The sequence below is a fragment of the Actinomadura sp. WMMB 499 genome (genome assembly GCF_008824145.1).
Classification (GTDB): Bacteria; Actinomycetota; Actinomycetes; order Streptosporangiales; family Streptosporangiaceae; genus Spirillospora.
The window spans coordinates 5494185-5518300 of record NZ_CP044407.1; the positions used below are offsets into that span (position 1 = coordinate 5494185).

At 72.5% G+C, this 24116-nt stretch carries 25 protein-coding genes, 1 tRNA gene and 2 pseudogenes; 15 read left to right on the forward strand and 13 right to left on the reverse strand.

Annotated features, from left to right (window positions below; translation table 11 throughout):
- Window positions 1-12 precede the first annotated feature (12 nt).
- The 6 genes from F7P10_RS24595 to F7P10_RS24615 form a co-directional block, all read right to left on the reverse strand.
- On the reverse strand, window positions 13-969 hold the full coding sequence (locus F7P10_RS24595; protein WP_176611644.1) for a hypothetical protein: 957 nt from the start codon (window positions 967-969) through the stop codon (window positions 13-15).
- Between the two features lie 648 nt (window positions 970-1617).
- Window positions 1618-2679 (reverse strand): 2-oxoacid:ferredoxin oxidoreductase subunit beta, encoded by a 1062-nt coding sequence (locus F7P10_RS24600; RefSeq protein ID WP_151012627.1) that lies wholly within the window; start codon window positions 2677-2679, stop codon window positions 1618-1620.
- Window positions 2672-4513 (reverse strand): 2-oxoacid:acceptor oxidoreductase subunit alpha, encoded by a 1842-nt coding sequence (locus F7P10_RS24605; RefSeq protein WP_151012629.1) that lies wholly within the window; start codon window positions 4511-4513, stop codon window positions 2672-2674. The genes F7P10_RS24600 and F7P10_RS24605 overlap by 8 nt, the downstream gene beginning before the upstream one ends.
- Before the next feature lie 387 nt (window positions 4514-4900).
- Window positions 4901-6184 carry a hypothetical protein gene (locus F7P10_RS24610; RefSeq protein WP_151012631.1) on the reverse strand — a complete coding sequence of 428 codons (1284 nt, stop codon included), beginning with the start codon at window positions 6182-6184 and terminating at the stop codon, window positions 4901-4903.
- 372 nt (window positions 6185-6556) lie between these two features.
- Window positions 6557-7009, reverse strand: a complete 453-nt coding sequence (locus tag F7P10_RS44605) for a hypothetical protein (protein ID WP_254715998.1) — start codon at window positions 7007-7009, stop codon at window positions 6557-6559.
- On the reverse strand, window positions 6994-7827 hold the full coding sequence (locus F7P10_RS24615) for a hypothetical protein (RefSeq protein ID WP_254715999.1): 834 nt from the start codon (window positions 7825-7827) through the stop codon (window positions 6994-6996). Before F7P10_RS24615 ends, F7P10_RS44605 begins: the two co-directional genes overlap by 16 nt.
- Window positions 7828-7980: 153 nt before the next feature.
- Here F7P10_RS24615 and F7P10_RS24620 point away from each other — a divergent pair, with 153 nt between their 5' ends.
- The 4 genes and pseudogenes from F7P10_RS24620 to F7P10_RS24635 all read left to right on the forward strand — a co-directional run bounded on the left by F7P10_RS24620 (window position 7981) and on the right by F7P10_RS24635 (window position 11135).
- Window positions 7981-8352, forward strand: a complete 372-nt coding sequence (locus F7P10_RS24620) for an NADH-quinone oxidoreductase subunit A (protein ID WP_151012633.1) — start codon at window positions 7981-7983, stop codon at window positions 8350-8352.
- Between the two features lie 89 nt (window positions 8353-8441).
- Window positions 8442-8873, forward strand: a pseudogene (locus F7P10_RS45510) (NADH-quinone oxidoreductase subunit B); the annotation flags it as partial.
- Window positions 8874-9544: 671 nt separating this feature from the next.
- Window positions 9545-10189 (forward strand): NADH-quinone oxidoreductase subunit C, encoded by a 645-nt coding sequence (locus F7P10_RS24630; protein ID WP_151012635.1) that lies wholly within the window; start codon window positions 9545-9547, stop codon window positions 10187-10189.
- Entirely contained in the window at window positions 10182-11135 is a 954-nt protein-coding gene (locus F7P10_RS24635) for a complex I subunit 1 family protein (RefSeq protein WP_151012637.1), read from the forward strand. The genes F7P10_RS24630 and F7P10_RS24635 overlap by 8 nt, the downstream gene beginning before the upstream one ends.
- Window positions 11136-11172: 37 nt before the next feature.
- Here F7P10_RS24635 and F7P10_RS24640 read toward each other — a convergent pair whose 3' ends face one another.
- The gene (locus F7P10_RS24640; protein ID WP_151012639.1) at window positions 11173-12057 is read right to left on the reverse strand and encodes a helix-hairpin-helix domain-containing protein; all 885 of its coding nucleotides are present in this window, start codon (window positions 12055-12057) and stop codon (window positions 11173-11175) included.
- A gap of 114 nt (window positions 12058-12171) precedes the next feature.
- Here F7P10_RS24640 and F7P10_RS24645 point away from each other — a divergent pair, with 114 nt between their 5' ends.
- The 8 genes and pseudogenes from F7P10_RS24645 to F7P10_RS24680 all read left to right on the forward strand — a co-directional run bounded on the left by F7P10_RS24645 (window position 12172) and on the right by F7P10_RS24680 (window position 19900).
- Window positions 12172-12711, forward strand: coding sequence for an NADH-quinone oxidoreductase subunit I (locus F7P10_RS24645; protein ID WP_176611645.1), 540 nt, complete (start codon window positions 12172-12174; stop codon window positions 12709-12711).
- Entirely contained in the window at window positions 12708-13295 is a 588-nt protein-coding gene (locus F7P10_RS24650) for an NADH-quinone oxidoreductase subunit J (protein WP_151012641.1), read from the forward strand. Before F7P10_RS24645 ends, F7P10_RS24650 begins: the two co-directional genes overlap by 4 nt.
- The gene (nuoK, locus tag F7P10_RS24655; RefSeq protein ID WP_151012643.1) at window positions 13295-13714 is read left to right on the forward strand and encodes an NADH-quinone oxidoreductase subunit NuoK; all 420 of its coding nucleotides are present in this window, start codon (window positions 13295-13297) and stop codon (window positions 13712-13714) included. Before F7P10_RS24650 ends, nuoK begins: the two co-directional genes overlap by 1 nt.
- Window positions 13711-15717, forward strand: a complete 2007-nt coding sequence (locus F7P10_RS24660) for an NADH-quinone oxidoreductase subunit L (RefSeq protein WP_151012645.1) — start codon at window positions 13711-13713, stop codon at window positions 15715-15717. Before nuoK ends, F7P10_RS24660 begins: the two co-directional genes overlap by 4 nt.
- Window positions 15714-17219, forward strand: a complete 1506-nt coding sequence (locus F7P10_RS24665; protein ID WP_368077422.1) for a NuoM family protein — start codon at window positions 15714-15716, stop codon at window positions 17217-17219. The genes F7P10_RS24660 and F7P10_RS24665 overlap by 4 nt, the downstream gene beginning before the upstream one ends.
- Entirely contained in the window at window positions 17219-18706 is a 1488-nt protein-coding gene (locus tag F7P10_RS24670) for an NADH-quinone oxidoreductase subunit N (protein WP_151012647.1), read from the forward strand. Before F7P10_RS24665 ends, F7P10_RS24670 begins: the two co-directional genes overlap by 1 nt.
- Window positions 18707-18772: 66 nt before the next feature.
- Window positions 18773-19623: pseudogene (htpX, locus tag F7P10_RS24675) on the forward strand (zinc metalloprotease HtpX).
- 1 nt (window position 19624) lies between these two features.
- Window positions 19625-19900 (forward strand): helix-turn-helix domain-containing protein, encoded by a 276-nt coding sequence (locus tag F7P10_RS24680; RefSeq protein ID WP_151012649.1) that lies wholly within the window; start codon window positions 19625-19627, stop codon window positions 19898-19900.
- A gap of 53 nt (window positions 19901-19953) precedes the next feature.
- Here F7P10_RS24680 and F7P10_RS24685 read toward each other — a convergent pair whose 3' ends face one another.
- Window positions 19954-20442, reverse strand: coding sequence for a YajQ family cyclic di-GMP-binding protein (locus F7P10_RS24685; protein WP_151012651.1), 489 nt, complete (start codon window positions 20440-20442; stop codon window positions 19954-19956).
- A gap of 49 nt (window positions 20443-20491) precedes the next feature.
- On the reverse strand, window positions 20492-20899 hold the full coding sequence (locus F7P10_RS24690; RefSeq protein ID WP_151012653.1) for a cold-shock protein: 408 nt from the start codon (window positions 20897-20899) through the stop codon (window positions 20492-20494).
- A gap of 134 nt (window positions 20900-21033) precedes the next feature.
- On the opposite strand from F7P10_RS24690, the gene F7P10_RS24695 reads away from it, so the two are divergent.
- Window positions 21034-21115, forward strand: a tRNA-Tyr gene (locus F7P10_RS24695).
- 81 nt (window positions 21116-21196) lie between these two features.
- Window positions 21197-21319 carry an NUDIX domain-containing protein gene (locus F7P10_RS45135; RefSeq protein WP_302851359.1) on the forward strand — a complete coding sequence of 41 codons (123 nt, stop codon included), beginning with the start codon at window positions 21197-21199 and terminating at the stop codon, window positions 21317-21319.
- A 6-nt stretch (window positions 21320-21325) separates the two neighbouring features.
- Here F7P10_RS45135 and F7P10_RS24705 read toward each other — a convergent pair whose 3' ends face one another.
- On the reverse strand, window positions 21326-21730 hold the full coding sequence (locus tag F7P10_RS24705) for a helix-turn-helix domain-containing protein (RefSeq protein WP_151012655.1): 405 nt from the start codon (window positions 21728-21730) through the stop codon (window positions 21326-21328).
- A 75-nt stretch (window positions 21731-21805) separates the two neighbouring features.
- Between F7P10_RS24705 and F7P10_RS24710 the strand changes: the two genes are divergently transcribed.
- On the forward strand, window positions 21806-22639 hold the full coding sequence (locus F7P10_RS24710) for an SDR family NAD(P)-dependent oxidoreductase (protein WP_254716000.1): 834 nt from the start codon (window positions 21806-21808) through the stop codon (window positions 22637-22639).
- Here F7P10_RS24710 and F7P10_RS24715 read toward each other — a convergent pair.
- The 3 genes from F7P10_RS24715 to F7P10_RS24725 are packed head-to-tail and all read right to left on the reverse strand — an operon-like array spanning window position 22632 to window position 24060.
- Window positions 22632-23258, reverse strand: coding sequence for a dihydrofolate reductase family protein (locus F7P10_RS24715; protein WP_151012657.1), 627 nt, complete (start codon window positions 23256-23258; stop codon window positions 22632-22634). The two genes, F7P10_RS24710 and F7P10_RS24715, sit on opposite strands and share 8 nt — an antisense overlap.
- Entirely contained in the window at window positions 23255-23725 is a 471-nt protein-coding gene (locus F7P10_RS24720) for an SRPBCC domain-containing protein (RefSeq protein WP_151012659.1), read from the reverse strand. The genes F7P10_RS24715 and F7P10_RS24720 overlap by 4 nt, the downstream gene beginning before the upstream one ends.
- Window positions 23722-24060, reverse strand: coding sequence for a helix-turn-helix transcriptional regulator (locus tag F7P10_RS24725; RefSeq protein WP_151012661.1), 339 nt, complete (start codon window positions 24058-24060; stop codon window positions 23722-23724). The genes F7P10_RS24720 and F7P10_RS24725 overlap by 4 nt, the downstream gene beginning before the upstream one ends.
- Between the last annotated feature and the right edge of the window lie 56 nt (window positions 24061-24116).

Below are 24116 nucleotides of genomic sequence, written 5' to 3' on the forward strand. Positions count from 1 at the left end.
CCCCGGCCGTCCTCAGCGGCCCCGCAGCTCCCGGACCAGCCGCACCGCCGCCGCCCGGTCCTGCGTGCCGGTCACGATGATCTTGCCGTCCGTGATGGCCATGTCGACCCTCGGCAGGGTGACGATCTCGTCGCGGACCACGAACGCCAGGTCGCGCCCGACGGTCGAACGGGTGAGATCGGCGAACGCGTTCCGGTCGGCGGACCGCAGCGTCAGCGCGACGTCGTACCCGCCGTCCCGCAGCCGCGACGGCTGCACGTACAGCTCGGACACCTCGTGGATCGCGAGCCCCTGCTCCAGCCGGTAGCAGGCCGGGCCGCCGCCCGACTGCCCGGTGACCCCGCGCGTCCCGGCCGGGCACTGCCCCGGCGTCGTCTGCGTCACCGGGTAGATGTGCAGCGGATCGGCCAGCGGCACCGGCCGCGTCCGCATCGACGACGCGAAGAGCCCGCCGAGGACCGCCACCGCCGCGATCAGCACCCCCAGGATGATCACCATGAACAGCAGCGCCGACCGGTGCCGGTCGGCGGCCCTGGCCTGCGGCGTCGCCCGCGGCACGGGTCCCTGCCGGGACCTCGCGCGGCTCCGCTTGACCTCCGCGGCGGCCCGCCGCCGCTCCGCCGCGCGCGCCCGCCGCCGCCCGTCCGCGTCCCTCCCGCGCCCCGTGCGCGGCCCGCCGGCCGAACGCCGCTGCGGCTCCGACGGACCCGGCGGTCCCCAGCTCTCCTGCCCCAGCGCCTCCGCGGGATCCACCCACCCCGCGCCGCCAGGCTGCGCGCCGCCGGCTCCGTGGGGCGGCGGGACGGGACGCGTGTCCCCCGAGCGCACGTCGGGGCGCGTGGGGGCGCCCTGGGCGTCGTTCGGGAGCGGCGGCACCGGTCGCGTGTCGCCGGGGCGGACGTCGGGACGTCCGGATGCCCCCTGCGGGTCCTCTGCGCGCGCGCCGACGTCCCTTGGGGGCGGTGCCACCGGCTGTGTGTCGCCAGGGCGTGCGGGTGTCCCCTGAGGGTCCTGTGCGCGTGGCCCGGTGTTGCTGGGGGGTGCAGGTGGGGCGGGGGGTGCCTCGGTGCCGTCGGGACGTGCGGGTGCCCCCTGGGGATCCTCTGCGCGCGCGCCGACGTCCCCTGGGGGCGGCGGGATCGGCCGGGTGTCGCCAGGGGCTTCGACGGCCTCGCGCGGGGCCTGCGTCTCCGAGCCTTCGGGACGGGGCGTGCCCGGTTCGTCCTCGTCGAGCGTTCCGCCGAGGATCCGGACGTTCCGCGGGCTCGGCTCCTCGGGCGCGGGCGGCTCGGGCGGCGCGGACGGCGCGGACGGGCCGGGTTCGTCGGGCGATGTGCCCGTGACGGGCCGGGTGTCCTGGTTCTCCGGGGTCGGGGCGTCGTCCTTGCGGCGTCGACGATCCTTGATACGGCGCGGCACGACCCGCATCGTTACCTCCCCGGGGACAAGATCTCTCCAGTGTTCCAGGATGTGACGCCGTCCCGCACCGTGTCGCGTCCGAACCCGGCCGCTGTTCGCTGATCGCTCATCACGTGGAACGGTGCCCGTTCGACGGCGGTTCCATACGCGAGAAACCCGGCCCCGCAAGGCTTGGGGCCGGGTCTCCGCACCGGTGCGTCAGTCGATGCGCCAGGTGTCCCCGCTGCCGAGGAGGGCGGCGAGGTCACCGGCGCCCTGGCTCTGGACGGCCGCGTCGACCTGCTCGCGCATCAGCTCGTCGTAGGACGGGCGGTCCACGTCGCGGAAGATGCCGATCGGGGTGTGCTCGAACGCGGGCGAGTCGAGCCGGGACAGGGCGAACGCGTGGGACGAGTCCGGGTCGTGGGCGTCGTGCACCACGATCTCGGACGGGTCGACGTCGGCGACGTTCACGACCTCGAAGGAGCCGGTCCGGGTGCGCCGGAGGCCCTTCGAGCCGTCGGCGCCGAAGACGATCGGTTCGCCGTGCTCGAGACGGACGGTGACGTCGTCGCGGACGTCGGAGTCCTTCAGCGGTTCGAAGGCGCCGTCGTTGAAGATGTTGCAGTTCTGGTAGATCTCGACGAGCGCGGTGCCGCGGTGCTGGGCGGCGGCGCGCAGCACCGACTGCAGGTGCTTGCGGTCGGAGTCGATCGTGCGGGCGACGAAGGTGCCCTCGGCGCCGACGGCGAGCGAGATCGGGTTGAACGGCGAGTCCAGCGACCCCATCGGCGTCGACTTGGTGATCTTGCCGAGTTCGGAGGTCGGGGAGTACTGGCCCTTGGTCAGCCCGTAGATCCGGTTGTTGAACAGCAGGATCTTCAGGTTGACGTTGCGGCGCAGCGCGTGGATGAGGTGGTTGCCGCCGATCGACAGCGCGTCCCCGTCGCCCGTCACGACCCAGACCGACAGGTCGGGACGGGACGTGGCGAGGCCCGTCGCGATCGCGGGGGCGCGGCCGTGGATCGAGTGGAACCCGTAGGTGTTCATGTAGTACGGGAACCGGGACGAGCACCCGATGCCCGACACGAACGTGATGTTCTCCTTGCGCAGCCCCAGTTCGGGCAGGAAGGACTGGACGGCCGCGAGGATCGCGTAGTCACCGCAGCCGGGGCACCACCGGACCTCCTGGTCGGTCTTGAAGTCCTTCAGCGTCTGCTTCGCGTCGGTCTTCGGGACCAGGGAGAGCGGGCTGCGCCCGTTGCCGTTGACTTCACTCACTGTCGATCACATCCTGGATGACGCCCTGCAGCTCTTCGGCCTTGAAAGGCAGGCCGCGGACCTGGTTGTAGCCGATGACGTCCACCAGGTACCGGCCGCGCAGCAGCAGCGCGAGCTGGCCCAGGTTGATCTCCGGCACGATGACCTTGTCGTAGGAGCGCAGGACCTCGGGCAGGTTCGCGGGGAACGGGTTGAGGTGCCGCAGGTGGGCCTGCGCGACGTGCCGGCCGGTGTCGCGGACGCGCCGGACGCCGGCGGAGATCGCGCCGTACGTGCCGCCCCAGCCGAGGATGAGCACGCGGGCCGCACCGGACGGGTCGTCCACCTCGAGGGGCGCGATGTCGTTCGCGATGCCGTCGACCTTGGCCTGGCGGAGCCGGACCATCTTGTCGTGGTTCGACGGGTCGTAGGAGATGTTGCCGGACCCGTCGGCCTTCTCCAGCCCGCCGATGCGGTGCTCCAGCCCGGCGGTGCCGGGGATCGCCCACGGGCGCGCGAGCGTCTCCGGGTCCCGCTTGAACGGCTGGAACTCCTCGCCGGACGGTGCCGCGAAGTCCGGCTCGATCTTCGGCAGGTCGGCGACGTCCGGCAGCTTCCACGGTTCGGAGCCGTTGGCGACGTAGCCGTCCGACAGCAGGATGACCGGCGTGCGGTACTCGACCGCGATCCGGGCGGCCTCGATGGTGGCGGCGAAGCAGTCGGACGGGGACTGCGGTGCGATCACCGGGACGGGCGCCTCGCCGTTGCGGCCGTGCATGGCCTGCAGCAGGTCGGCCTGCTCGGTCTTGGTGGGCAGCCCGGTGGACGGCCCGGCGCGCTGGACGTCGATGACCAGCAGCGGCAGCTCGGTGGCGACGCCGAGGCCGATCGTCTCGCTCTTCAGCGCGAGGCCGGGACCGGACGTCGTGGTGACGCCGAGCGACCCGCCGAAGGACGCGCCGAGGGCGGCTCCCACGGCGGCGATCTCGTCCTCCGCCTGGAACGTTCTGACCCCGAACGGCTTGTGCTTCGACAGTTCGTGCAGGATGTCGGACGCCGGGGTGATCGGGTACGAGCCGAGGAACACCGGCAGCCCGGACTGGACGCCGGACGCGACGAGCCCGTACGCGAGCGCGACGTTCCCGGTGATGTTCCGGTACAGGCCGGCCTCGTGCTCGGCCGGCTTGATCTCGTACTGGGTCGAGAACGCCTCGGTCGTCTCGCCGTAGCTCCAGCCCGCCTGGAAGGCCGCGATGTTCGCCTTCATGATCTCGGGCTTCTTGGCGAACTTGCGCTCCAGGAACGCGACCGTGCCCTCGGTGGGGCGGTGGTACAGCCACGACAGGAGCCCCAGCGCGAACATGTTCTTCGCGCGCTCGGCGTCCTTCTTGGAGATGTCGAAGTCGGTGAGGGCGGTCACCGTCATCGACGTGAGCGGCAGCGCGTGCACCCGGTACTCGGCGAGCGAGTCGTCCTCGACCGGGCTGGTCGCGTAGCCGACCTTGGCGAGGTTGCGCTTGGTGAACTCGTCGGTGTTGACCAGGACGTCCGCCCCGCGGGGGAGGTCCCCGAGGTTGGCCTTGAGGGCGGCCGGGTTCATGGCGACCAGGACGTCCGGGGCGTCGCCCGGCGTGAGGATGTCGTGGTCGGCGAAGTGCAATTGGAAACTGGACACGCCGGGGAGGGTCCCGGCGGGGGCGCGGATCTCGGCAGGGAAGTTCGGCAACGTGGAAAGGTCGTTGCCGAACGCGGCCGTCTCCTGGGTGAAGCGGTCGCCGGTCAACTGCATGCCGTCACCGGAGTCCCCGGCGAAGCGGATGATGACGCGGTCGAGCTGCTGGACCTGTTTGGTCACAGAGGAAGACCTCCTCGACGCGCAGCATCCGACCTGGGGGAGGCACCCAGAATCGTGATGCTACTTAGGCTTGCCTTCATGGTATGTCCGGGAGGCGATGCTGGGATCGGGGGACGGATGAGTCACCGGACAGCACGGGTACAGAACTGGTCGAATCCCCCGCTCACCGCTGACACAGGCAGCTGTGCTGGCGGCAGAGGTCGACGTGCAGCCGCCGGACGAGCCTTTTGCGGTTCGCCGAGGAGCCGTCATCTCCCATGGGCACGGAGTTCACGTCCCGAAGTGTAGACAGGCCGAAAATCGTTCGGACCCACCGACCCCCGCGCGGACCCGCCCCGGCCGACTCCGGCCGCCTCGCGCGACGCGGACGGCGCGGGCGCCGTCCGGTCAGGGGCGCTGGGACGTCGCGATGCCCGGGGCGTCCGACGCCGTCGCGCCCGCGGACGCGGAGGCCGTCGCGCCGGGCGCGGCGGACGAGCCGGGCGCGGGCGCCGCGGCGGCCCGCACCAGCTCCCGCCGCTCGGCGTCGAGCTCGGTGAGCAGCTCCTGGACGTCCGCCGCCGCGAGCGCCTCCCCGACGACGCGGGCGCTCGCCTTGTACGGGTACGAGCCGGGGTTGTCGAGGGCGGCCCGCATCCACGTCCGCCACGTCCTGCCCGTGACCGTGCAGCTCACCGTGACCGTCCGGTCGTCCGGTACCGGCGCCGACCCGTGGCACGTTCCGAGCGCCCGTCCCTTCGAGGTGATCGATGCCCGCAGCGCCGCGCGCGCGTCCGGCGAGACCTTCCCCTCCCACGTGGACAGGGTCGCCGGGACCTGGACGGTGCAGCCGTTCATGTTCTGGTTGCAGTTCTTGAACGTCAGCTGGCCCGGAGCGAAGTGCAGCGTGGGATCGGTCGCGCCGCCCAGCTGCTTCACGCGCGCGCGCAGCTCCTTGAACAGCGGGGCCGGGCTCGCGAGCGGCTGCGCCGTGAGCGTCAGCGGGGTGCCTCCGGACGTCCGCACGCCCAGCAGCCGGTGCGGTGCGGCGACCGCGATGAGGTACTCGGCGTCCGCGGCGGGCACCACGTAGGCGGGGACGCCGCCGATCTGCTCCGTCTTCGGGTCGGCGGACGCCTTCGCCAGCTTCCGCGCCACCGATCCGGGCGCGAGCACCTTCGCCACGTCCACGCCGGGCAGCGCGAGCGGCGCCTTCGCCCATCCGCCCGCGTAGTACTCGGGATGCTCGGTGCCCGCCGCGTAGGCGCGCCAGAACTCCAGCCCGGCCTTGATGTAGGTGACGCCGTCGACCGTCGCGAGCAGCGCGGTCCGCTCGCCGGCCGTCAGCGTCCCGCTCGCCGAGCCCTCCGGGCTGATCCGCAGCTGCAGCGTCGCGGGACCGCCCGCGATCGTGAGCGTCCCCGCGTACCGCAGCCCGATCCCGCCGGTGAGCCCGCGGCCCGCCGCGAGCGACCACGCGGGCGGCGGGGTCACGCTCGGCTTCGCGACCGGCCCGGACGGCTCGTCGCCGGCGGCCGTCGCCATCGTGACGGCGCCCGCCGCCGTCGCCGCCATCGCGACCCCGGCGGCGATCAGCAGCATCCGGTTCCGCTTCGACATCGGCCGCTGCCGCCCCGGCACGATCCCGGGCGGCACCGGACCGTCGCGGCCCGGCATGGCTCGGCCCGGCATGGCTCGACCCGGCATGGTGTGGCCGGGCCCCGTGCCCCCGGGGGCCGTCGGGTGGCCGGGGGGTGCGGTGGGGTCCCACCGGGCCGAGCCGTCGCCGGACGGGTCCGGACGCGGCTCGTGCGCGGCTCGTCCGGCCACCGGGACGTCGCGCGGCGCGGCCGCGTGCCGGCCGCGCGGGCGGTCCGGCGGATCGGACGGGCGCCCGGGGGGTGTGTGAGGCGCGCCGGGATCGGTGGGCTCGGAGGTAGGGAAGTCCACGCCAACAAGAATGCCCGACGACACGAGTCCCCGGAGCGGGGACGGACGCGTCGCCGGGCATCCCGAAGCGGCCCGGTGCGACGGGCACGGCGCCTCACCTGCGGCGCCGTGCGCCTACTCGCTGTCGAGGCCGTTCTGCATGTCCTGCACCTCGCTCGCCGTGGCGCCGAGCACCTTGTAGTCGGCGTGCTTGTAGAACGTGCCGCCGGTCCCCTCGGCCCAGCTCGTCCATGCGGAGCTCTTGACCCGGCAGCTCGCCCACACCGGGGACTCCGTCTTGAACGTGATCTGGGTGGTGCACTTGCCGAGGTCCTTGCCGGTCAGCGTCCCCGCCGTCAGCGCGAACTGGATCTCGACGGTGACGGGCGTGCCGGCCCCGTACGGCGGCCGGATCTGGGCCTGGACGGTGCAGCCCGCGTCGTCCTGGCAGTTGCCCTTCTTCCACTCCGCGATCGTGGGGCGCGCCGACGCGTTGAACGAGTTCTTCAGCTCGCCCATGCTCGTGCGCATGGTCGAGACGACCGTCTCGCTCTGCGAACCGCTGTCGGGGCTCACGTCCAGCGCCACGCGCGGCGTGGTCGCCTCGTAGCGCAGCAGCTCGGGGTCGTCGGAGTCGCTGATGTAGAGGGTGGAGGAGAACGTGCTGACCTTGAGCGCCTTCGTCCCCTTCCAGCTGGTCTCGACCGGATCGACCGTCCCCCGGCGGCCGAGTCCAGCTTGGCCGCCAGCGCCGACGGCGACAGCTCCTCCTTGAACTTGAGGTCGAGCTCGTCGGCGCTCAGCCGGCCCCACTGCTCGCCGTCCTCCAGGTAGTACGGCGTCTCGGAGCCGGAGATCTGCTCCTTCCAGAAGGCCGAGCCGGCCTTGGCGAACAGCAGCCCGTCGGCCGCGAGCACGGTGACCTTGCTGTTGTTCCACGTCACCGAGCCGTAGGCGCGGCCGCCCTTGGTGACCGACAGCTCGCCGCGGATCGAGTTGGCGCCGCCGCCGAAGTCGCCCTCCAGCCCGACGGACGTGTCGGCGCCGATGTCGTCGGCCGCGGCGCGGAGCTTCTCCTCGGGGGTCATCCCGCCGCTCATGGCGATCACCACGGCCACCACGGCGACGAGGAGCACCACGACGAGCCCGCCGCCGAGCACCAGGGCGAGCAGCGGACCGTTGCCCCGCTTGGGCGGCGGGGGCGGCGGCATGCCCGGCCCCAGCGGGCCGCCGGGCGGCGGGGGGAAGAAGGGCGGCGGCGTTCCGGCGCCGCCGACACCGCCAGGACCACCGGGACCCGGCGCTCCGGGACCGGGTGCGCCCGGACCCATGGGCGGGGGCGGAGGCGGCCAGGACGAACCGCCCGGGGCGTCCCAGCCGCCCGGAGGCGGAGGTGGGTTGCTCATCTGGTCACGTCCTTCCAGGTCAACTGACCCCAATGCATCACTAGTGTGCAGTAAAAGGATGACACTGCGATCCTCCAGGGGGGAGGTACGTCGTCACACTCCCCGGGGCCGGTCCTCAGGGATACTTGGTCAGACGCACACCAGGAGGAATTCGTGCATAACTATTTCGACTCATATGCGCTCGTCCTGGCCCTGCTCCTGGTAGGTGGCGGCATCGTCGCAGGTGGACTCGCAGCGAACCGCATGCTGCGCCCGCATCGTCCCACGGCCGAGAAGCTCATGACGTACGAGTGCGGTGTGGACCCGGTGGGCGAGGGCTGGGCCCACTCCTACGTGCGGTACTACGTGTTCGCCTACCTGTACGTCGTGTTCGCCGTGGACGCGGTGTTCCTGTTCCCGTGGGCCACCGTCTTCGACGCCCCCGGCTACGGCTTCACCACCCTCGGCGAGATGTTCGTCTTCCTGGGGTTCCTCGCGACCGGCCTCGCCTACGCGGCCAAGAAGGGCGTCCTGTCCTGGGTCTGACGGCGCTGTGGGCCTGATCCCGATGCGCCCCGGGCTGTAACAATGAGGACGTGGGCACTGTCGATCTACCGTCACCGGGCGTGGGACCGCTGTCGCGGGTCGCCCCCAAACCGATCAAGTTCGTGCTCAACTGGGGCCGCCGGTACTCCCTGTGGGTGTTCAACTTCGGTCTCGCCTGCTGCGCGATCGAGTTCATCGCCACCTCGATGAGCCGGCACGACTTCATGCGCCTCGGCGTCATCCCGTTCGCGCCCGGCCCCCGGCAGGCCGACCTCATGGTCGTGTCCGGCACCGTCAGCGACAAGATGGCCCCGGCCGTCCGGCGCCTGTACGAGCAGATGCCCGAACCCAAGTACGTCATCTCGTTCGGCGCGTGCTCCAACTGCGGCGGGCCCTACTGGGACTCGTACTGCGTCACCAAGGGCGTCGACCAGATCATCCCCGTGGACGTCTACGTGCCCGGATGCCCGCCGCGTCCCGAGGCGCTGCTGCACGGCATCGTCCATCTGCAGGAGCGGATCGCCGCCGAGACGCTGGGCGACCGCTACGACGGCGACCCCGTGACGCCCCCGCCACCGCCGCGCCCGCTGTCCCCGACCGTCCTGCGCCGCCCGCTCCAGCCGCCCCCGGACCCCGACCCGCCGCGGCCGGACGCCGGGGAGGCGGGTGCCGCCGCGCCCGTCGAGGACGGACCGGCCGGGCCCGCGCCCGAGCGGGCCGAAGCGCCGGTCGGGCCCGCCGACATCGAGGCCGTGGAGGCGGCCGACGTCCGGACGCAGCCCGTCCCGACCATCGACGACGCCCCGGCCGCCGCCGAGGCCCCGGCGGTCGACGAGGCCCCGGCCGTCGACGACGTCCCGGCGCGCGAGCCGGACGGCGGTGCGAGCGACGAGACCATGCCGGTGCCGCCCGTGGCCGATCCGGCCCCCGCCCAGGAGCCGGACGGCAACCCGGACGCGAACGAGACGGTGCCCGTCGCGCCCGTCGACGATCCCGACGGCGACGAGACGGTGCCGGTGCAGGCGATCGAGGACGTCCCGCCGCGCCGCGGCCTTCCGGGACGCCGGGCCAGGGACCGGCGCGAGCACGACCCGACGATCATCCCCGGGCTCTCCCCGGACGGCCCCGACGAGACCGTGCACGACGAGATCGGGGACGGCGAGATCGGGGACGACGAGATCGGGCGCGACCGGTGACCGCCGAGGGCGGTGCCGCGCTCGACGGTGCCGGGCTCGACGGTGCCTGGCGCGACCGGTTCGGCGCCGAGGTCAGCACCGAGGCGACGCACGGCGGCCTCGCGGTCGGCGTCCCGCCGGAGCTGTGGACGGACGCGCTGACGTTCGCCCGCGACGACCTGGCCTGCGGCTTCTTCGACTGGCTGACCGGCGTGGACGAGCTGGAGGACGGCTTTGCCGTCGTCGCGCACGTGTACTCGCTCGAACGCCGGCACCACCTCCTCGTCCGCACGCGGGTGCCGCGCGACGAGCCGGTGCTGCCGACGGCGACGGGCGTGTACCGGGGCGCGGCGTGGCACGAGCGCGAGACGTTCGAGATGTTCGGCATCGCGTTCGAGGGGCACCCGCATCTCGTCCCGCTGCTGCTGCCGGACGGTTTCGAGGGGCATCCGCTGCGCAAGGAGTTCGTGCTCGCGGCGCGGGTCGCCAAGCCGTGGCCGGGCGCGAAGGAGCCGGGCGAATCGGGGCACGGTGCGCCGAGCCGCCGCCGCGTCCGTCCGCCCGGCATCCCCGACACGGGCCCGTGGGCGGAGGCGGCCGAACGCGCCGCCCGTCCGCCCGAGCGTCCCGCCCGTCCGCCGGAGAGGGACCCGGATGCTTGAGATCGTCGTCAAGCTCGCGCTCGTCGCCGCCGCGTTCGCCGTCCTGCCGCTCCTGGTGGGGCAGGCCGAGCACAAGGTCATGGCGCACATGCAAGGCCGCCTCGGCCCGATGTACGCGGGCCGGTTCCACGGGTGGGGGCAGCTCGTCGCCGACGGCGTGAAGTTCGCGCAGAAGGAGGACGTGGTCCCGGCGGCGGCGGACCGGTGGGTGTTCAAGCTCGCCCCGGGCGTCGCGCTCGTCCCGTACCTGCTGGTGCTGCTCGTCATCCCCGTCGGACCGGACGGCCAGGTCGCGCTCGACCTCGGCGTCGGCCTGTTCTTCGCGCTGGCGGTGATGGGCGTCGGCGTGATCGGCGCGATCATGGCGGGCTGGGCGTCGGCGAACAAGTACTCGCTGCTCGGCGGCATGCGTGTCGCGGCGCAGCTGATGTCGTACGAGCTGCCGATGGTGTTCGCGGCGTCGTCGGTCGCGATGGCGGCCGGGACGCTGTCCCTGCCGGGCATCGTCGAGGAGTGGCACTGGTGGTGGCTGCCGTGGCAGGCGGTCGGCGCCGCCGTGTTCTTCGTCGCTGGCCTGGCCGAGCTGCGCCGCCCCCCGTTCGACATGCCGGTCGCCGACTCGGAGATCATCTTCGGCCCGTACACCGAGTACGGCGGGCTGCGGTTCGCGCTGTTCATCCTCGCCGAGTACGCCGGGATCGTCGTGCTCTGCGCCCTGACGGCCGTCCTGTTCCTCGGCGGGTGGAAAGGCCCGTTCCTGAACGCCGAGCTGGGCTGGCTCTGGATGCTGCTGAAGGTGGCCGCGCTCGCGTTCTGCGTCATCTGGGTGCGCGTCGCGAACCCCCGGATGCGCGAGGACCAGCTCCAGAAGCTCGCCTGGGCCTGGCTGGTGCCGCTGTCGCTGGCGCAGCTCGCGCTCACCGGCGTCCTGAAGGTCGCCCTCTGAGCGCGAGGGACCGGACGGGACGGGGTCGAGCCGGGCGTTACGGGAGGAAGATCGTGAAGTCGGCGAGCTGGGGGAGGACGTCGGGCGGCAGGTCGGCGTCCACCACCATCTCCTCGACGGAGATGAACGGGCCCGTCTCCGCGCGCCGCTTGATGACCCGTTCGGCCAGCTCGGGCGTCATGCCCGGCAGCGCCGCGATGATGTTCGGCGGGGCGTGGTTGACGTCGACGAGGCCGCCGTCGTCGTAGGTGCGGGGCTCGTCGGGACGGCCGATGCGCAGCTCGCGTGCCAGGGCCGGGTCGTTCGCCGCGAGGGCGCGGGCCTCGTCGCGCAGCGTCCGGCGGAACTTGGCGACCTCGATGGCGTGCTCGTTCGCGAGGTTGCGCGGCGGCTCCTTCGGGAACACCCGCGACCGCGCCGCGAGCGCGTGGCCGGTGCCGCCGATCCACAGCAGCATCATCAGGAACGAGCCGATCGCGCTGAACAGCAGGCTGTCGAACCCGAAGGACGCCATCACGGCCATCAGCCCGGCGCCGTAGCCGGTGGCGGCGACGCCGAGCCCCACCGAACGCTGCTTCACCGCGGCGTACATGAACGAGAAGGGCGTCCCGTACCCGAAGGTGAGCAGCGGGATGAGCGCCCAGCCGACCCCGCGCGAGGCCGCCGGGGCCACGATCGGCACGGGCGGCGGGCCCGGCACCGGGGCCGGGGCCGCCGGGGAGTGCGGGGCGCGCCACGGCGGCGACCCGTAGGGGCGCGGCGGGCCGCCGTGCGGGACGCGCGGAGCGTGCGGCGGGCGGGGCGGGTGCGGGGGGCGCGGAGCGTGCGGCGGGCGGGGCGGGTGCGGGGGGCGCGGAGCGTGCGGCGGAGCGTCCCCGTTCCGTCCCGGTCCGTTTTCTTTGGGGCCGTTCGCGTGGCTCACCTGACCTCCTCGCCGCAGGCCGATCGCGGTACGGACCGGCGGTCCCACGTCTCGTACGACGAACGCGGCGGCCGTCGCGTTCCCCCACGCCCCTCAGTACGCAATCATGGGGCCGTGGGACGGCTACCAGGAGGCGGGCTGGCCAAGGGGCTGGCCGTCACGTTGCGGACGATGACGCGGCGTTCCATCACGCGCCAGTATCCGGAAGTGCAGCCCGATCTGCCACCGCGCAGCAGGGGCGTCATCGCCCTGTTCGAGGAGAACTGCACGGTGTGCATGCTGTGTGCCCGTGAGTGCCCGGATTGGTGCATCTACATCGACTCCCACAAGGAGACCCTCCCGGCCGAGGGCGGTGGGCGCGCGCGCACACGGAACGTCCTCGACCGCTTCGCCATCGACTTCGCGCTGTGCATGTACTGCGGCATCTGCATCGAGGTGTGCCCGTTCGACGCGCTGTTCTGGTCGCCGGAGTTCGAGTACGCCGAGTACGACATCGCCGAGCTGACGCACGAGAAGGACCGGCTGCGGGAGTGGATGTGGACGGTCCCGCCGCCGCAGGCCCCCGACCCGGCCGCCGAGGACCCGAAGGAGCTCGGCGCGGCGGAGAAGGCCGCCGCCCGCGCCGCCCGCAGGCCCCCGGAGGCCGGCCGGTGACCGGCCAGGAGATCGTCTTCACGCTGCTCGGCGTGGTCGCCGTGGGCTCCGCGCTGCTCGTGGTGACGACGCGTCGGCTCGTCCACGCGGCGCTGTGGCTGGTCGTGTCGTTCGGCGCGCTGGCCGGCGGCTACCTGGTGCTGACGGCCGAGTTCGTCGCGTGGGTGCAGGTGCTGATCTACGTCGGCGCGATCGTGGTGCTGCTGCTGTTCGGGATCATGCTGACCCGCGCGCCGATCGGCGACTCCGCCGACCTCGACTCCCCGAACCGGTGGGTCGCCGCCCTCGTGGCCGTCGCGACCGCCGCCGTCCTGGTCACCGTGCTCGTCATGGGGTTCGGGGACGAGCGGACGCCGCTGCGGGACGGCGGCGGCTCGGCCGAGGAACTCGGCTCGGCGGTGTTCCGCACGTGGGTGCTGCCGTTCGAGGTGCTGTCGGTGCTGCTGCTGGCGTCCCTGGTCGGCGCGATCGTGCTGTCGCGCTCGGACGTCCGCACGAAGGACGACCGCGACCGCGGCGAAGGCGCCGACCGCGACGCCGGCCGGCAGGACGGTCGCGAGACCGACCGGGAAGGCGAGCGCTGATGCACCTCGCCTATCCCACGGTCGTCGCCGCCCTGCTGTTCTCGATCGGCGTGTACGGGGTGCTGGCCCGGCGGAACGCGATCCTCGTCCTGATGTCGGTCGAGCTGATGCTGAACGCCGTGAACCTGAACCTCGTCACGTTCGACATCTGGCTCCAGGACCGGCTGCACGGCGGCCAGGTCCTCACCCTGTTCACGATCGTCATCGCCGCGGCGGAGATCGGGATCGGGCTGGCGATCGTCCTGCTCGTCTACCGCAACCGCCGCATGGTCGACGTCGACCGGCTCCGCGACCTCGCCGAGGACCGGACGGACGGACGTCCGGCGCGTCCGTCCGGCGAACGCGAGGACGAGCGCCAGAGCGAGCGACCGGACGAACCGGGCGGCTCCGGCGCCCGGGACGAGGAGGCCGCCCGGTGATCCTGCTCGCCTCCCTGACCGTGCTCCTCCCGTTCGCCGCCGCCCTCGCCGGATTCCTCCTCGGTCCCCGCCTGACCCGCGCGCTGCGCGGCGGCACGCCCCCGCGCTCGCCGCTCCGCAACGGGCCCGCGCTGATCGCGTGCGTCCCGGCGGCGGCCGCGCTCGTCCTCGCGGCGATCGTCGCGTTCACCGTCTGGCGCGAGCCGGGGACCCGGACGGGCGCACTCGCGGTCGTCGACACCGGCACCGTCCCGATCCGGGTCGGGCTGCAGGTGGACGGGCTGTCGGCCGTCGTCGCGCTGATGGTGTGCTGCGTCGCCCTCGCCGTCCAGGTGTACTCGGTCGTCTACCTCGACGGTGACCGCCGCTACTCGTCCTACGCCGCGTTCGTGTCGCTGTTCACGTCGGCGATGCTGCTCGTCGTCCTCGCCGCCGACCTGATCGTCCTGTACGTCGGCTGGGAGGTCATGGGCATCTGCTCGTACTTCCTGATCGGCCACCACTGGGAGGAGCGGGAGTACTCGCGGGCGGCGGTCAAGGCGTTCCTGACGACGCGGCTCGGCGACGCCGGATTCCTCGTCGGCGTCATCGTCCTCGGGGTGAGCGCCGGATCGTTCGAACTCGACGACGTCCTGCGGAGCATCGGCGGACTTTCGGAGACGACCCTCACCGTCGCCGCGCTGCTGCTCCTCGCCGGGGTCGTCGGCAAGAGCGCCCAGTTCCCGCTGCACACCTGGCTGCCGGACGCGATGGCGGGCCCGACGCCGATCAGCGCGCTCATCCACGCCGCGACGATGGTCGCGGCGGGCGTCTACGTCGTCGCCCGGCTGTTCGGCGTGTTCGCGGCGGCCCCGGCGGCACTCGCCGTCCTCGGCGTCCTCGCGGTGATCTCGATGGTCGGCGCGGCGCTCGCGGCCCTCGCGCAGGACGATCTCAAGCGCGTCCTCGCGTACTCCACGATCAGCCAGCTCGGCGTGATGGCCGCGGGCCTCGCCGTCGGGGCGCACACCCCCGCGATCTTCCACCTGCTCTCGCACGGCGCGTTCAAGGCGCTGCTGTTCCTCGCCGCCGGGTGCGTGATCGTCACGACCGGCACGAACATGCTCGCCCGCTACGGCGGCCTGCGGCACGGCATGCCGATCACGTTCTGGTCGGCGACGATCGGGTTCGGCGCGCTCGCGGGCGTCCCGCCGCTGTCCGGCTGGTTCAGCAAGGACTCGGTCATCGAGGCCGCCCAGCACTCCGCCCTGCACGGCGGCACGCTGTACGACGAGGTGCGGGGGCCGGGGCTCATGGTCGTCGGGTCCGTCCGGTTGTCGGAGACCACGGGATCGCCTCCCCACGTGCCTCTGACCCCGGCCATAAGCGACGCCCTCCTGAAGCTGGAGCCCACCTACGGTCAGAGCATCCCCACCGGCATCGCCTGGCTCGTCTACCTCGGCCTTCTCCTCACCGTGGTCCTCACCGCCGCCTACGCGGCCCGCACCTGGCTGATGACGTTCTTCGGCGAGCCGCGCGGGACGCACGACGTCCGCGAGCCCTCGAAGGTCATGTCGTGGACGGTCGCGGCGCTCGCCGTCCCCGCCGCGATCCTCGGGTTCTTCGGGCTCGGCGCGGACGAACTGCGGCCGCACCTCGGGTCCGCGCTCCTCGGCGCCGTCCTGACCGCGCTCGGCGCGGGTGCCGCGTTCGTCGTCTGGAACCGCGATCCCGCACTCGACCCGGCGCGCGCGCTGGGGCCCGTCCGTCCCGTCCTGGCCCGGGCCTTCTACCTGGACGAGCTGTACGCGGCGGCCATCGTGCGCCCGCTCCGCGCGCTGGCCCGGCTCGTCGTGACGGCGGACGCGCGCGGCATCGACACCGCCGTCGTCGAGACCGGGCGGTCGGCGCGCCGGATCGCCGGGCCGCTCCGCGTCCCGCAGAACGGCAACCCGCAGACGTACCTGACGGGCCTGGTCGCGGGCGTCGTCGTCATCGCGGCCGTGGTGGTGATCTTCCAGTGATCTTCGTCGTGATGATGGCGATCCCGCTCGTCGGGGCGCTCGCCCTCCTCCTCCCGCGCGAGCGGTTCCTCGCGACCGGCCCGGCCGTCCGCCGGTTCGGGGCGTTCACGTCCGGCGCGACGCTGCTCGTGGCCGTCGCCGCGCTCAACGCGTTCGACTACGGCGCCGCCTCGACCGTCCAGCTCGAGATCGACCGGGAGTGGGCGCCGGCGATCGGCCTGCGCTTCCACCTCGGCGTCGACGGCGTCAGCCTCCCGCTCGTCGCCCTCACCGCCCTCCTCACCTTCCTGTGCTTCCTGCACCTGCTCCGGCACGTGCCGGACGGCGGCGACGTGCGGCTGCTGACCGCCCTCCTGCTCGTCCTGGAGGTGGGGCTGCTCGGCACGTTCACGTCCCTCGACCTCGTCCTCTTCTTCGTGTTCTTCGAGGTCGTCCTGATCCCGATGTACGCGGTGATCATGCTGTGGGGCGGTCCGGGACGCCGCGCCGCCGCGGACAAGTTCATCCTCTACACCCTCCTCGGCTCCGGGCTGCTCCTCGCCGGGATGCTGCTGGTCGCCGTCGACGCCGGGACGCTCGACATGACCGAGCTCGCCGACCGGCACGGCTCCGGGCTCGCGCACGGCCTGCAGATCACCGCGTTCGCCCTGATGGGGCTCGGGTTCGCGGTCAAGGCGCCGATGTGGCCGCTGCACACGTGGCTGCCCGACGCGCACACCGAGGCGCCGACCGTCGGGTCCGTCCTGCTCGCCGGGGTCATGCTGAAGATGGGCACCTACGGGCTGGTGCGCGTCGCGCTGCCGCTCGCCCCGGACGGCGCCGCGTTCTGGGCGCCGGTACTCGCGCTCCTCGCCGTGATCGGCATCGTCTGGGGCGCGCTCGCCTGCCTCGCCCAGCGCGACCTCAAACGGATGATCGCCTACTCGTCCGTCGGGCACATGGGGTTCGTGCTGCTCGGCATCGCGACGCTGACGCCCGTCGGCGTCAACGCCGCGCTGTTCGGCAACATCGCGCACGGGCTCATCACCGGCCTGCTGTTCTTCCTCGCCGGCGCGATCAAGGAACGCTGGGGCAGCACCGACCTGGACGCCCTCGGCGGCGGGATGCTCGCGACGTCGCCGCGCCTCGCGTCCGTCCTGACGTTCGCGTCCGTCGCGTCCCTCGGCCTGCCCGGACTCGCCGGGTTCTGGGGCGAGATGATGGCCCTCATGGGCGCGTACCGGCCCGCCCCCGACCTGCCCCGCACCGCGTTCTGGATCTTCCTGGCGGTCGCCGCGCTCGGCGCCGTCCTCACCGCCGCCTACTTCCTGCGCATGCTCTCCAAGATCACCCACGGCCGCTCCGAACCACCGGACGCGCCGTCCGCGAAGAGCGCCGTCACCGTCCAGGAGTACGCGGCCTGGCTGCCCCTGGTCGCGCTCACCCTGCTCATCGGGCTGTGGCCGAAGACCCTGCTGGACGTGACGACCGCGCCCGTCCGCGCCCTGCTCGGAGGCGGCTGATGATCCAGAGCATCGACTACGCGGCCGTCGCGCCCGCGCTGATCGTCGCGCTCGCCGCCATCGGCGTCCTGCTCGGCGACGCGTTCGGCGTCCCCCGCCGCCTCCTCGGCCCGCTGTCGGCCGGCGCCCTCCTCGCCGCCTTCGCCGCCGTCCTCGCGCTCGGCACCGGCGACCGGCGCGCCACGTTCTGCCTGCCGGACGGCCTGCGCGGCGACGGCCCCGCGTCCTGCTCGTACGTCGCCGACGGCTTCACGCTCACCTTCCAGGGGGTCGTGCTCCTCGCCGCCGCGGTCGTCGTCCTGCTGTCGGCGCAGCAGATCACCGACGCCCGGATCCCGGCGGGGGAGTACCACTTCCTCCTCCTCGCGGCCGTCACCGGCGCCCTCGCCCTCGTCGCCGCCCGCGACCTGATCCTCCTGGTCGTCGCCCTCGAAACCCTCTCGCTCCCGGTGTTCGCGCTCGCCGGCCTGCGCCGCTACGACGGCACCGCCTCCGAGGCCGCGCTCAAGCTCTTCCTCGTCTCCGTGGTGTCCGCCGCGATCATGCTGTTCGGCGTCAGCCTCCTCTACGGCGCGACCGGCGCGATGCACCTCGACCGCATCGCCCCCGCCCTCGAGGAACTCCCCGCCGGACTCGACGCGGTCGCCGCCGCCGGGATCGTCCTCGTCCTCGCCGGGTTCGGGTTCAAGGTCGCCGCCGTCCCGTTCCACTTCTGGGCCCCGGACGTCTACCAGGGCGCCCCCCTCCCCGTCGCGGCGTTCCTGTCCGTCGTGTCGAAAGCCGCCGGATTCGCCGGGCTCGCGATCGTCCTGTCCCTCGGGTTCCCCGCCTACGCGCACGTGTGGGGCCCGCTCGTCGCCGTCCTCGCCGCCGTCACGATGACGCTCGGCAACCTCCTCGCGCTCCGCCAGCGCACCGCGATCCGGCTGCTCGCCTGGTCGTCCGTCGCGCAGTCCGGGTACATGCTGGCGCCGCTCGCGGTCGGCACCCGGAACCTGCCCGAGGCCGTCGCCGCCACCACCGCCTACGTCGCGTTCTACGCCGTCATGAACCTCGGCGCGTTCGCCGTCGTCACCGGCTTCCGCCGCCGCACCGACGAGCGCGCCCAGGCGATCGACACCCTCGACGACTACCGGGGCCTCGCCCGCCGCCGCCCCCTCACCGCCGCCGCCCTCGCGTTCTTCCTGATCTGCCTCGCCGGGCTCCCGCCCGGCGTCATGGGGCTGTTCGCGAAGGTCGTCGTGTTCCGCGGCGTCGTCGCCGGCGACGTCGTCTGGCTCGCCGTCGTCATGGCGATCAACACCGTCATCGGGCTGTACTACTACCTGCTCTGGGCGGCCCGCCTGTTCGGGACGCCCGCCGCCGCCGCACCCGACACCGTCCCCGGCCTGCCCGTTCGCGCCGCCGTCGCCGCGACCGCCGCGGGCGCGCTCGTCCTGTCCGTCGCGCCGCAGGTCATCCTGCAGACGGTGACCGCCGCGAGCTGACGGGAACGTTTCGCCAGGTCACCCCGTTCCGTTCATGGGTGGAGCAAACGGGGAGGCTTCGGAAAAGTGCAGTTCAACGGCATCAAAACCGCGGCACTCATCGCTGCGCTGTCGGCCTTGATGCTCGCCGTGGGCTGGGTGATCGGCGGCGGCGCCGGCCTCACGATCGCGCTGATCATCGCGCTCGGCACCAACGGCGTCGCCTACTTCTTCAGCGACCGCATCGCGCTGCGCTCCATGCGCGCGCACCCGGTCGGCGAGGTCGAAGCACCCGTCCTGTACCGGCTCGTCCGCGAACTGGCGACCTCCCAGCGCCGGCCCATGCCGCGCCTCTACGTCTCCGAGACCATGCAGCCCAACGCGTTCGCCACCGGCCGCAACCCGCGCAACGCCGCCGTCTGCTGCACCCGCGGCATCCTGCGCATGCTGGACGAACGCGAACTCCGCGCCGTCCTCGGGCACGAACTCTCGCACGTCTACAACCGCGACATCCTGATCTCCTCGGTCGCCGCCGCCATCGCGACCGTGATCACCTACCTGTCGCACCTCGCGATCTTCCTGCCGCTCGGCCGGTCCGAGGACGACGACGGCCCGGGCGTCCTCGGCGCCCTCCTCATGCTCGTCCTCGGCCCCGTCGCCGCCATGGTCGTCCAGATGGCGATCAGCCGGACCCGCGAGTACACCGCCGACGCCGCCGGGGCCCGCATCACCGGCGACCCCCTCGCCCTCGCGTCCGCGCTGCGCAAGATCGAAGCCGGCACCAGGGCGATGCCCCTGCCCCAGGACCCCGAGCTCGCCACCACGAGCTCCCTGATGATCGCCAACCCGTTCCAGGGCGCCGGCATCGGCAAGCTGTTCTCCACACACCCCCGACCGCCGAGAGGATCGCCCGCCTCGAACGCATGGGGCGCAACTGACATGGTCCGTACCCCCCAGACAGAGGAGCAGCGCGACCGGGGCAAGGCCCTCGGCCGGATCCTGCGCGCCGCCCGAGGCCCCCGCAGCGCCGCCGCCGTCGCCCACGACGCCGGAATCTCCCTCGACACCCTCCGCAAGATCGAACGCGGCGCCATCGCCGCGCCCGCCTTCTTCACCGTCGCGTCCCTGGCCCGCGTCCTCGACCTCGACCTCAGCGACCTCGCCCGAACACTCGACGAACTCGAGCGAACCACACCCGGCTCCGCGGCGTCATAGACAACGAGAGCGCGCCGGCCGTCTCTGCGGGGGAGACGGCCGGCGCGCTCTCGCTATCGATAGTTCACGAACTGCAGGGCGACATCGAGATCCTTGCCCTTCAGCAGCGAGATGACGTCCTGCAGGTCGTCCTTCTTCTTCGAACTGACCCGCAGCTCGTCCCCCTGGATCTGCGCCTTCACGCCCTTCGGGCCCTCATCGCGGACGATCTTGCCGATCTTCTTCGCGTCCTCCTGGGAGATGCCCTCCTTCAGCCCCACGCCGAGCTTGTAAAGCTTCCCCGACGCCTTCGGCTCTCCCGGATCGATCGCCTTCAGCGAGATCCCCCGCTTGACGAGCTTGTCCTTCAGCACGTCCAGCACGGCGTTCGCGCGCTCCTCGGTGTTCGCCTGGATCTCGATGGCCTCCCCGGACCACTTGACCCCCGCGTCCACGCCCCGGAAGTCGAACCTGTTGGCCACCTCTTTCGCGGCCTGGTTCAGCGCGTTGTCGACCTCCTGCCGGTCGAGCTTAGAGACGATGTCAAAACTACTGTCGGCCATCGGACGTCCCCTCACCAGCAACTAGCACGTCGACGAAGCGTATCGACCCTCAGTCCTCGGTCCACCCGTGCTTCCGCGCCACCCCCAGCAGGCTCTCGCGGATCTTCACGATCTGCCCGCCCGTGAGCTCGGGCACCTTGACCAGCAGCACGTCGGTGACCTCGTTGCTGAACTCCCGCGGCGACAGCACGTCGCACAGCGCGTCGTCCTCGAACGACTCGGGCCGCCGCACCGGCGGCTCCGCGTCCGGACGCGGCTCGAGCGCCCGCACGGCGAACGCCTTCGGCCCCCGCTCCCCCTGCGCCACCTCGAACTCGACCGACGTCCCGGGCGTGAACAGACCCTTGTCGTCCAGCAGGTCGTTGGCGTGGACGAACACGTCCTCGCCGCCCCCGTCCGGGACGATGAACCCGTACCCGCGGACATTGTCGAAACTGAAGATCGTTCCTGAACGCACCACAAACCTCACCACGTCAACACAGCTCAAGCGCAGACTAGCGCCTGCACCCGCGAACCTCACCCACCACCGATGTCACGTCCACTCGCACCGTCCGCTATTCTTTCCAGTGCCGTCGCCGAGCGCGACACCACGGCGGGTTGCCCGAGTGGCCAATGGGAGCGGACTGTAAATCCGTCGGCTTAGCCTACCCAGGTTCGAATCCTGGACCCGCCACACCAGCCTAGAACGGCCCCTGACCAGCTTCAACACGGTCAGGGGCCGTTGGCGTTCATGGACGTGCCGGGGAGGGGCCGGGTGAGTTTCCGGTTGGCGGCGTACGCCGTGTGCGTCGCGGACGGACGGGTGCTGCTCGCGCGTCACATACCGCCGGGCGGCACGTCCAACTGGACGCTTCCGGGCGGCCGGGTCGAGCACTGACCGCCGTCAGGAACCGTGGCGGGCGCGGGACTCGTTGATCTCCGCCTCGTGGGCCACGGCCCAGTCGGCGAGCGCCGACAGGGGGTCGAGCAGCGTGCGGCCGAGCGGGGTCAGGCTGTACTCGACGCCGGGCGGCACCGTCGGGTGCACCTCGCGCCGGACGAGCCCGTCGGCCTCCAGGTTCCGGAGGGTGCGGGTCAGCATGCGCTGGCTGATGCCGTCGATGGAGCGGTGGAGTTCGTTGTAGCGGTGCGGGCGCCCGCCGAGCAGGATCACCAGCAGCATGCTCCACTTGTCGCCCACGCGCCGGAACACGTCCCCGACGGGGCACGCGGCCAGTTCGTCGGCGGGCACCGGACGTGGCAGGTCGTGGGCCAGCACCGAAGGAACATCGGTGTGCGTACCGGACATGTAAGTGCCTTCTTTCGTCCGTTGGCAGGTCACCTCAGACTCGGACGTGCCGGTACGAGCCTAAGGAGACGTGCAGTGTCCGACGAATCGCCCAAGACCGTCATCATCAGCGGCGGGACCGCCGGCATGGGACGGGCGGTGGCCCTGGACCGGCTGGCCAGGGGCGACCGCGTCACCGTGATCGGCAGCAGCGAGGCGAGGGGCCGCGCGCTGGTCGATCAGGCCGCGAATCCGAACCTGCGGTTCCTGCGCGCCGACCTGTCGTCGATCGCCGAGGTCGAACGCGTCGCCGCGGAGATCGCCGAGCGGCACGGGGCCGTGGACGCGCTGGCGCTGTTCGCCAACCGCGTCCATCCCAGGCGCGCGGAGACCCCGGACGGGCTGGAGTCCACCTTCGCCCTCTACTACCTGAGCCGCTACCTGCTCGGTCAGCGGCTGCGCCCGCTGCTCGACGCCGCCCCGAGGCCCGTGATCATCAACGTGGCCGGGGTCGGGAACACCGCGGGACGGATCTTCTGGGACGATCCGCAGCTGACGCGCGGCTACCGGCAGGTGCGCGCCCAGCTCCAGGCCGGCCGCGCGAACGACCTGCTCGGTGTCGCGTTCGCCCGGCGGGCCGAGGGGCAGGTGCCCTACGTGCTCTATCACCCCGGATTCACCCGGAGCGGAGCGGACGCCCATCCGAACCCGCTCGTCCGGAACGCGATCAGGGTGCTCGCGAGGTTCTTCGCCCGTCCCGTCGGTGACGCGGTCCGGCCGGTCGTCGAGTGGATCGACCGGCCGCCGTCGAGCGCGCTGACGGCGATCGACCGGGGCGAGCCCGTCGACCCGTCCCTGCGAACCCTGGATCCCGGGGACGCCGAGCGGCTCGCGGCCTACACGCGGGACCTGCTGCGAGCGCTCAGCTGAAGGCGGCGACGCCCTCGTACTCGCCCTGGCTCGCGGCGCCGGCCACCTCGTACTCGAGGAGCAGCAGACCGTTCGGCGTGGCCTCGTGCCGGAGGAGGCGGAGGCCGGAGGGGGCGCCGGTGCCGGTCAGCAGCCGCTGGCCGGTCCGCAAGACGGCGGGGGCGACGACGAGGCGGAGCGTGTCGATCAGGCCCGCGGACAGAAGCGAGTCGCCGAGGCGGGCGCTGCCGTGGATCTGCAGTTCGCGGCCGGGGCGGGCCTTGAGGTCGCTGAGCGCGGGGATCGGGTCGCCCTTGAGGATGGTCGTGGGGTTCCAGGTTCCTTCGGTGAGGGTGTTCGTGACGACGTACTTCGGCAGGGTGTTCATCCGCTCGGCGAACGGGTCGGCGGGGTCGGTGATCTCCGGCCAGTCGCGGGCGAACGCCTCGTAGGTCCGGCGCCCGAGCAGCAGGCCGTCGGCGAGGTCGAGCCAGTCGGACGCGCGCCGGACGAACGTCTCGTCCATGTGCGGGACGAGCCAGCCGCCGAGGGCGAATCCGCCGGTGGTGTCCTCCTGGGGCGAGCCGGGGCCCTGGCTGACCCCGTCGAGCGTGACGAACTCGGTGAGGGTGATCTTCACGCCGTGCCCTCCGCGAGTGCGGCCAGCTGGGCGGCGACCGTGCCCCAGCCTTCGGCGAAGCCGAGCTTCTCGTGCCGGGCGCGAGCCTCCGGGTCGGCGTGCCGGACGACGATCCGGTAGTCCGTGCCGTCCGGGTGGTCGGCCAGCCTGATCTCGGCGGTCATCGCGACCGGGTCGGGACTCGCGGGGCCCCACGTGCCGTCGACCGCGTTGGTGAACACGAGCCGCTCGAGTTCGTCGACGGCGAGGAAGCACGCGTCCAGGTGCGGGACGAACGCCGCCCCGTCGTCGCTCAGCCGTGTCACGAACGCCCCGCCGGGACGCACGTCCAGGCGGTCCACCCGGCAGTGCGAGGGGGCCGGGACCCACCACCGTTCGAGCCTGGACGGGTCGGTCCAGGCCCGCCACACGGTCGCGCGGGGCGCGCGGATGATCCGGTCCAGGGCGAGGTCGAGGTCGGGGTTCATCGCGGGTTCTCCTTCGGGTCGGTGACGAAACGTTCGAGGCGGTCGGTGCGCTCCTCCCAGACGCGGCGCTGCTCCGCGAGCCAGTCGTCCACCAGGGCGAGCCGCTCGCGGTTGAGGACGCACGTGCGCACCCGGCCGGACTTGACCGTGCGGATCAGTCCGTTCGACTCGAGCGTCCGCACGTGCTTCATGAACGAGGGGAGGGTCATGGGGAACTCGCCCGCGAGGTCGCCGACGCTCGTCGGCCCGCTGCCGAGGCGCCGGACGACCTCGCGCCGGGTCGGGTCCGCGAGGGCGGCGAAGACCCCGTCCAACTGCGCCGAATACTGTGCCACATGGCTAAGTGTGGCAGCGGGGTGATAGTTAGCGCAAGGGCTAAGTGTTGGCCCGC

What these genes read in the sequence shown, in the direction of transcription:
- F7P10_RS24670 (WP_151012647.1), top strand. Translation starts at nt 17,219, where the DNA reads ATGATCCAGAGCATCGACTACGCGGCCGTCGCGCCCGCGCTGATCGTC.
- F7P10_RS24705 (WP_151012655.1), bottom strand. Translation starts at nt 21,730, where the DNA reads ATGTCCGGTACGCACACCGATGTTCCTTCGGTGCTGGCCCACGACCTG.
- F7P10_RS24685 (WP_151012651.1), bottom strand. Translation starts at nt 20,442, where the DNA reads ATGGCCGACAGTAGTTTTGACATCGTCTCTAAGCTCGACCGGCAGGAG.
- F7P10_RS24720 (WP_151012659.1), bottom strand. Translation starts at nt 23,725, where the DNA reads ATGAACCCCGACCTCGACCTCGCCCTGGACCGGATCATCCGCGCGCCC.
- nuoK (WP_151012643.1), top strand. Translation starts at nt 13,295, where the DNA reads ATGCACCTCGCCTATCCCACGGTCGTCGCCGCCCTGCTGTTCTCGATC.
- F7P10_RS24680 (WP_151012649.1), top strand. Translation starts at nt 19,625, where the DNA reads ATGGTCCGTACCCCCCAGACAGAGGAGCAGCGCGACCGGGGCAAGGCC.
- F7P10_RS24610 (WP_151012631.1), bottom strand. Translation starts at nt 6,184, where the DNA reads ATGCCGGGCCGAGCCATGCCGGGCCGCGACGGTCCGGTGCCGCCCGGG.
- F7P10_RS24635 (WP_151012637.1), top strand. Translation starts at nt 10,182, where the DNA reads ATGCTTGAGATCGTCGTCAAGCTCGCGCTCGTCGCCGCCGCGTTCGCC.
- F7P10_RS24615 (WP_254715999.1), bottom strand. Translation starts at nt 7,827, where the DNA reads ATGAGCAACCCACCTCCGCCTCCGGGCGGCTGGGACGCCCCGGGCGGT.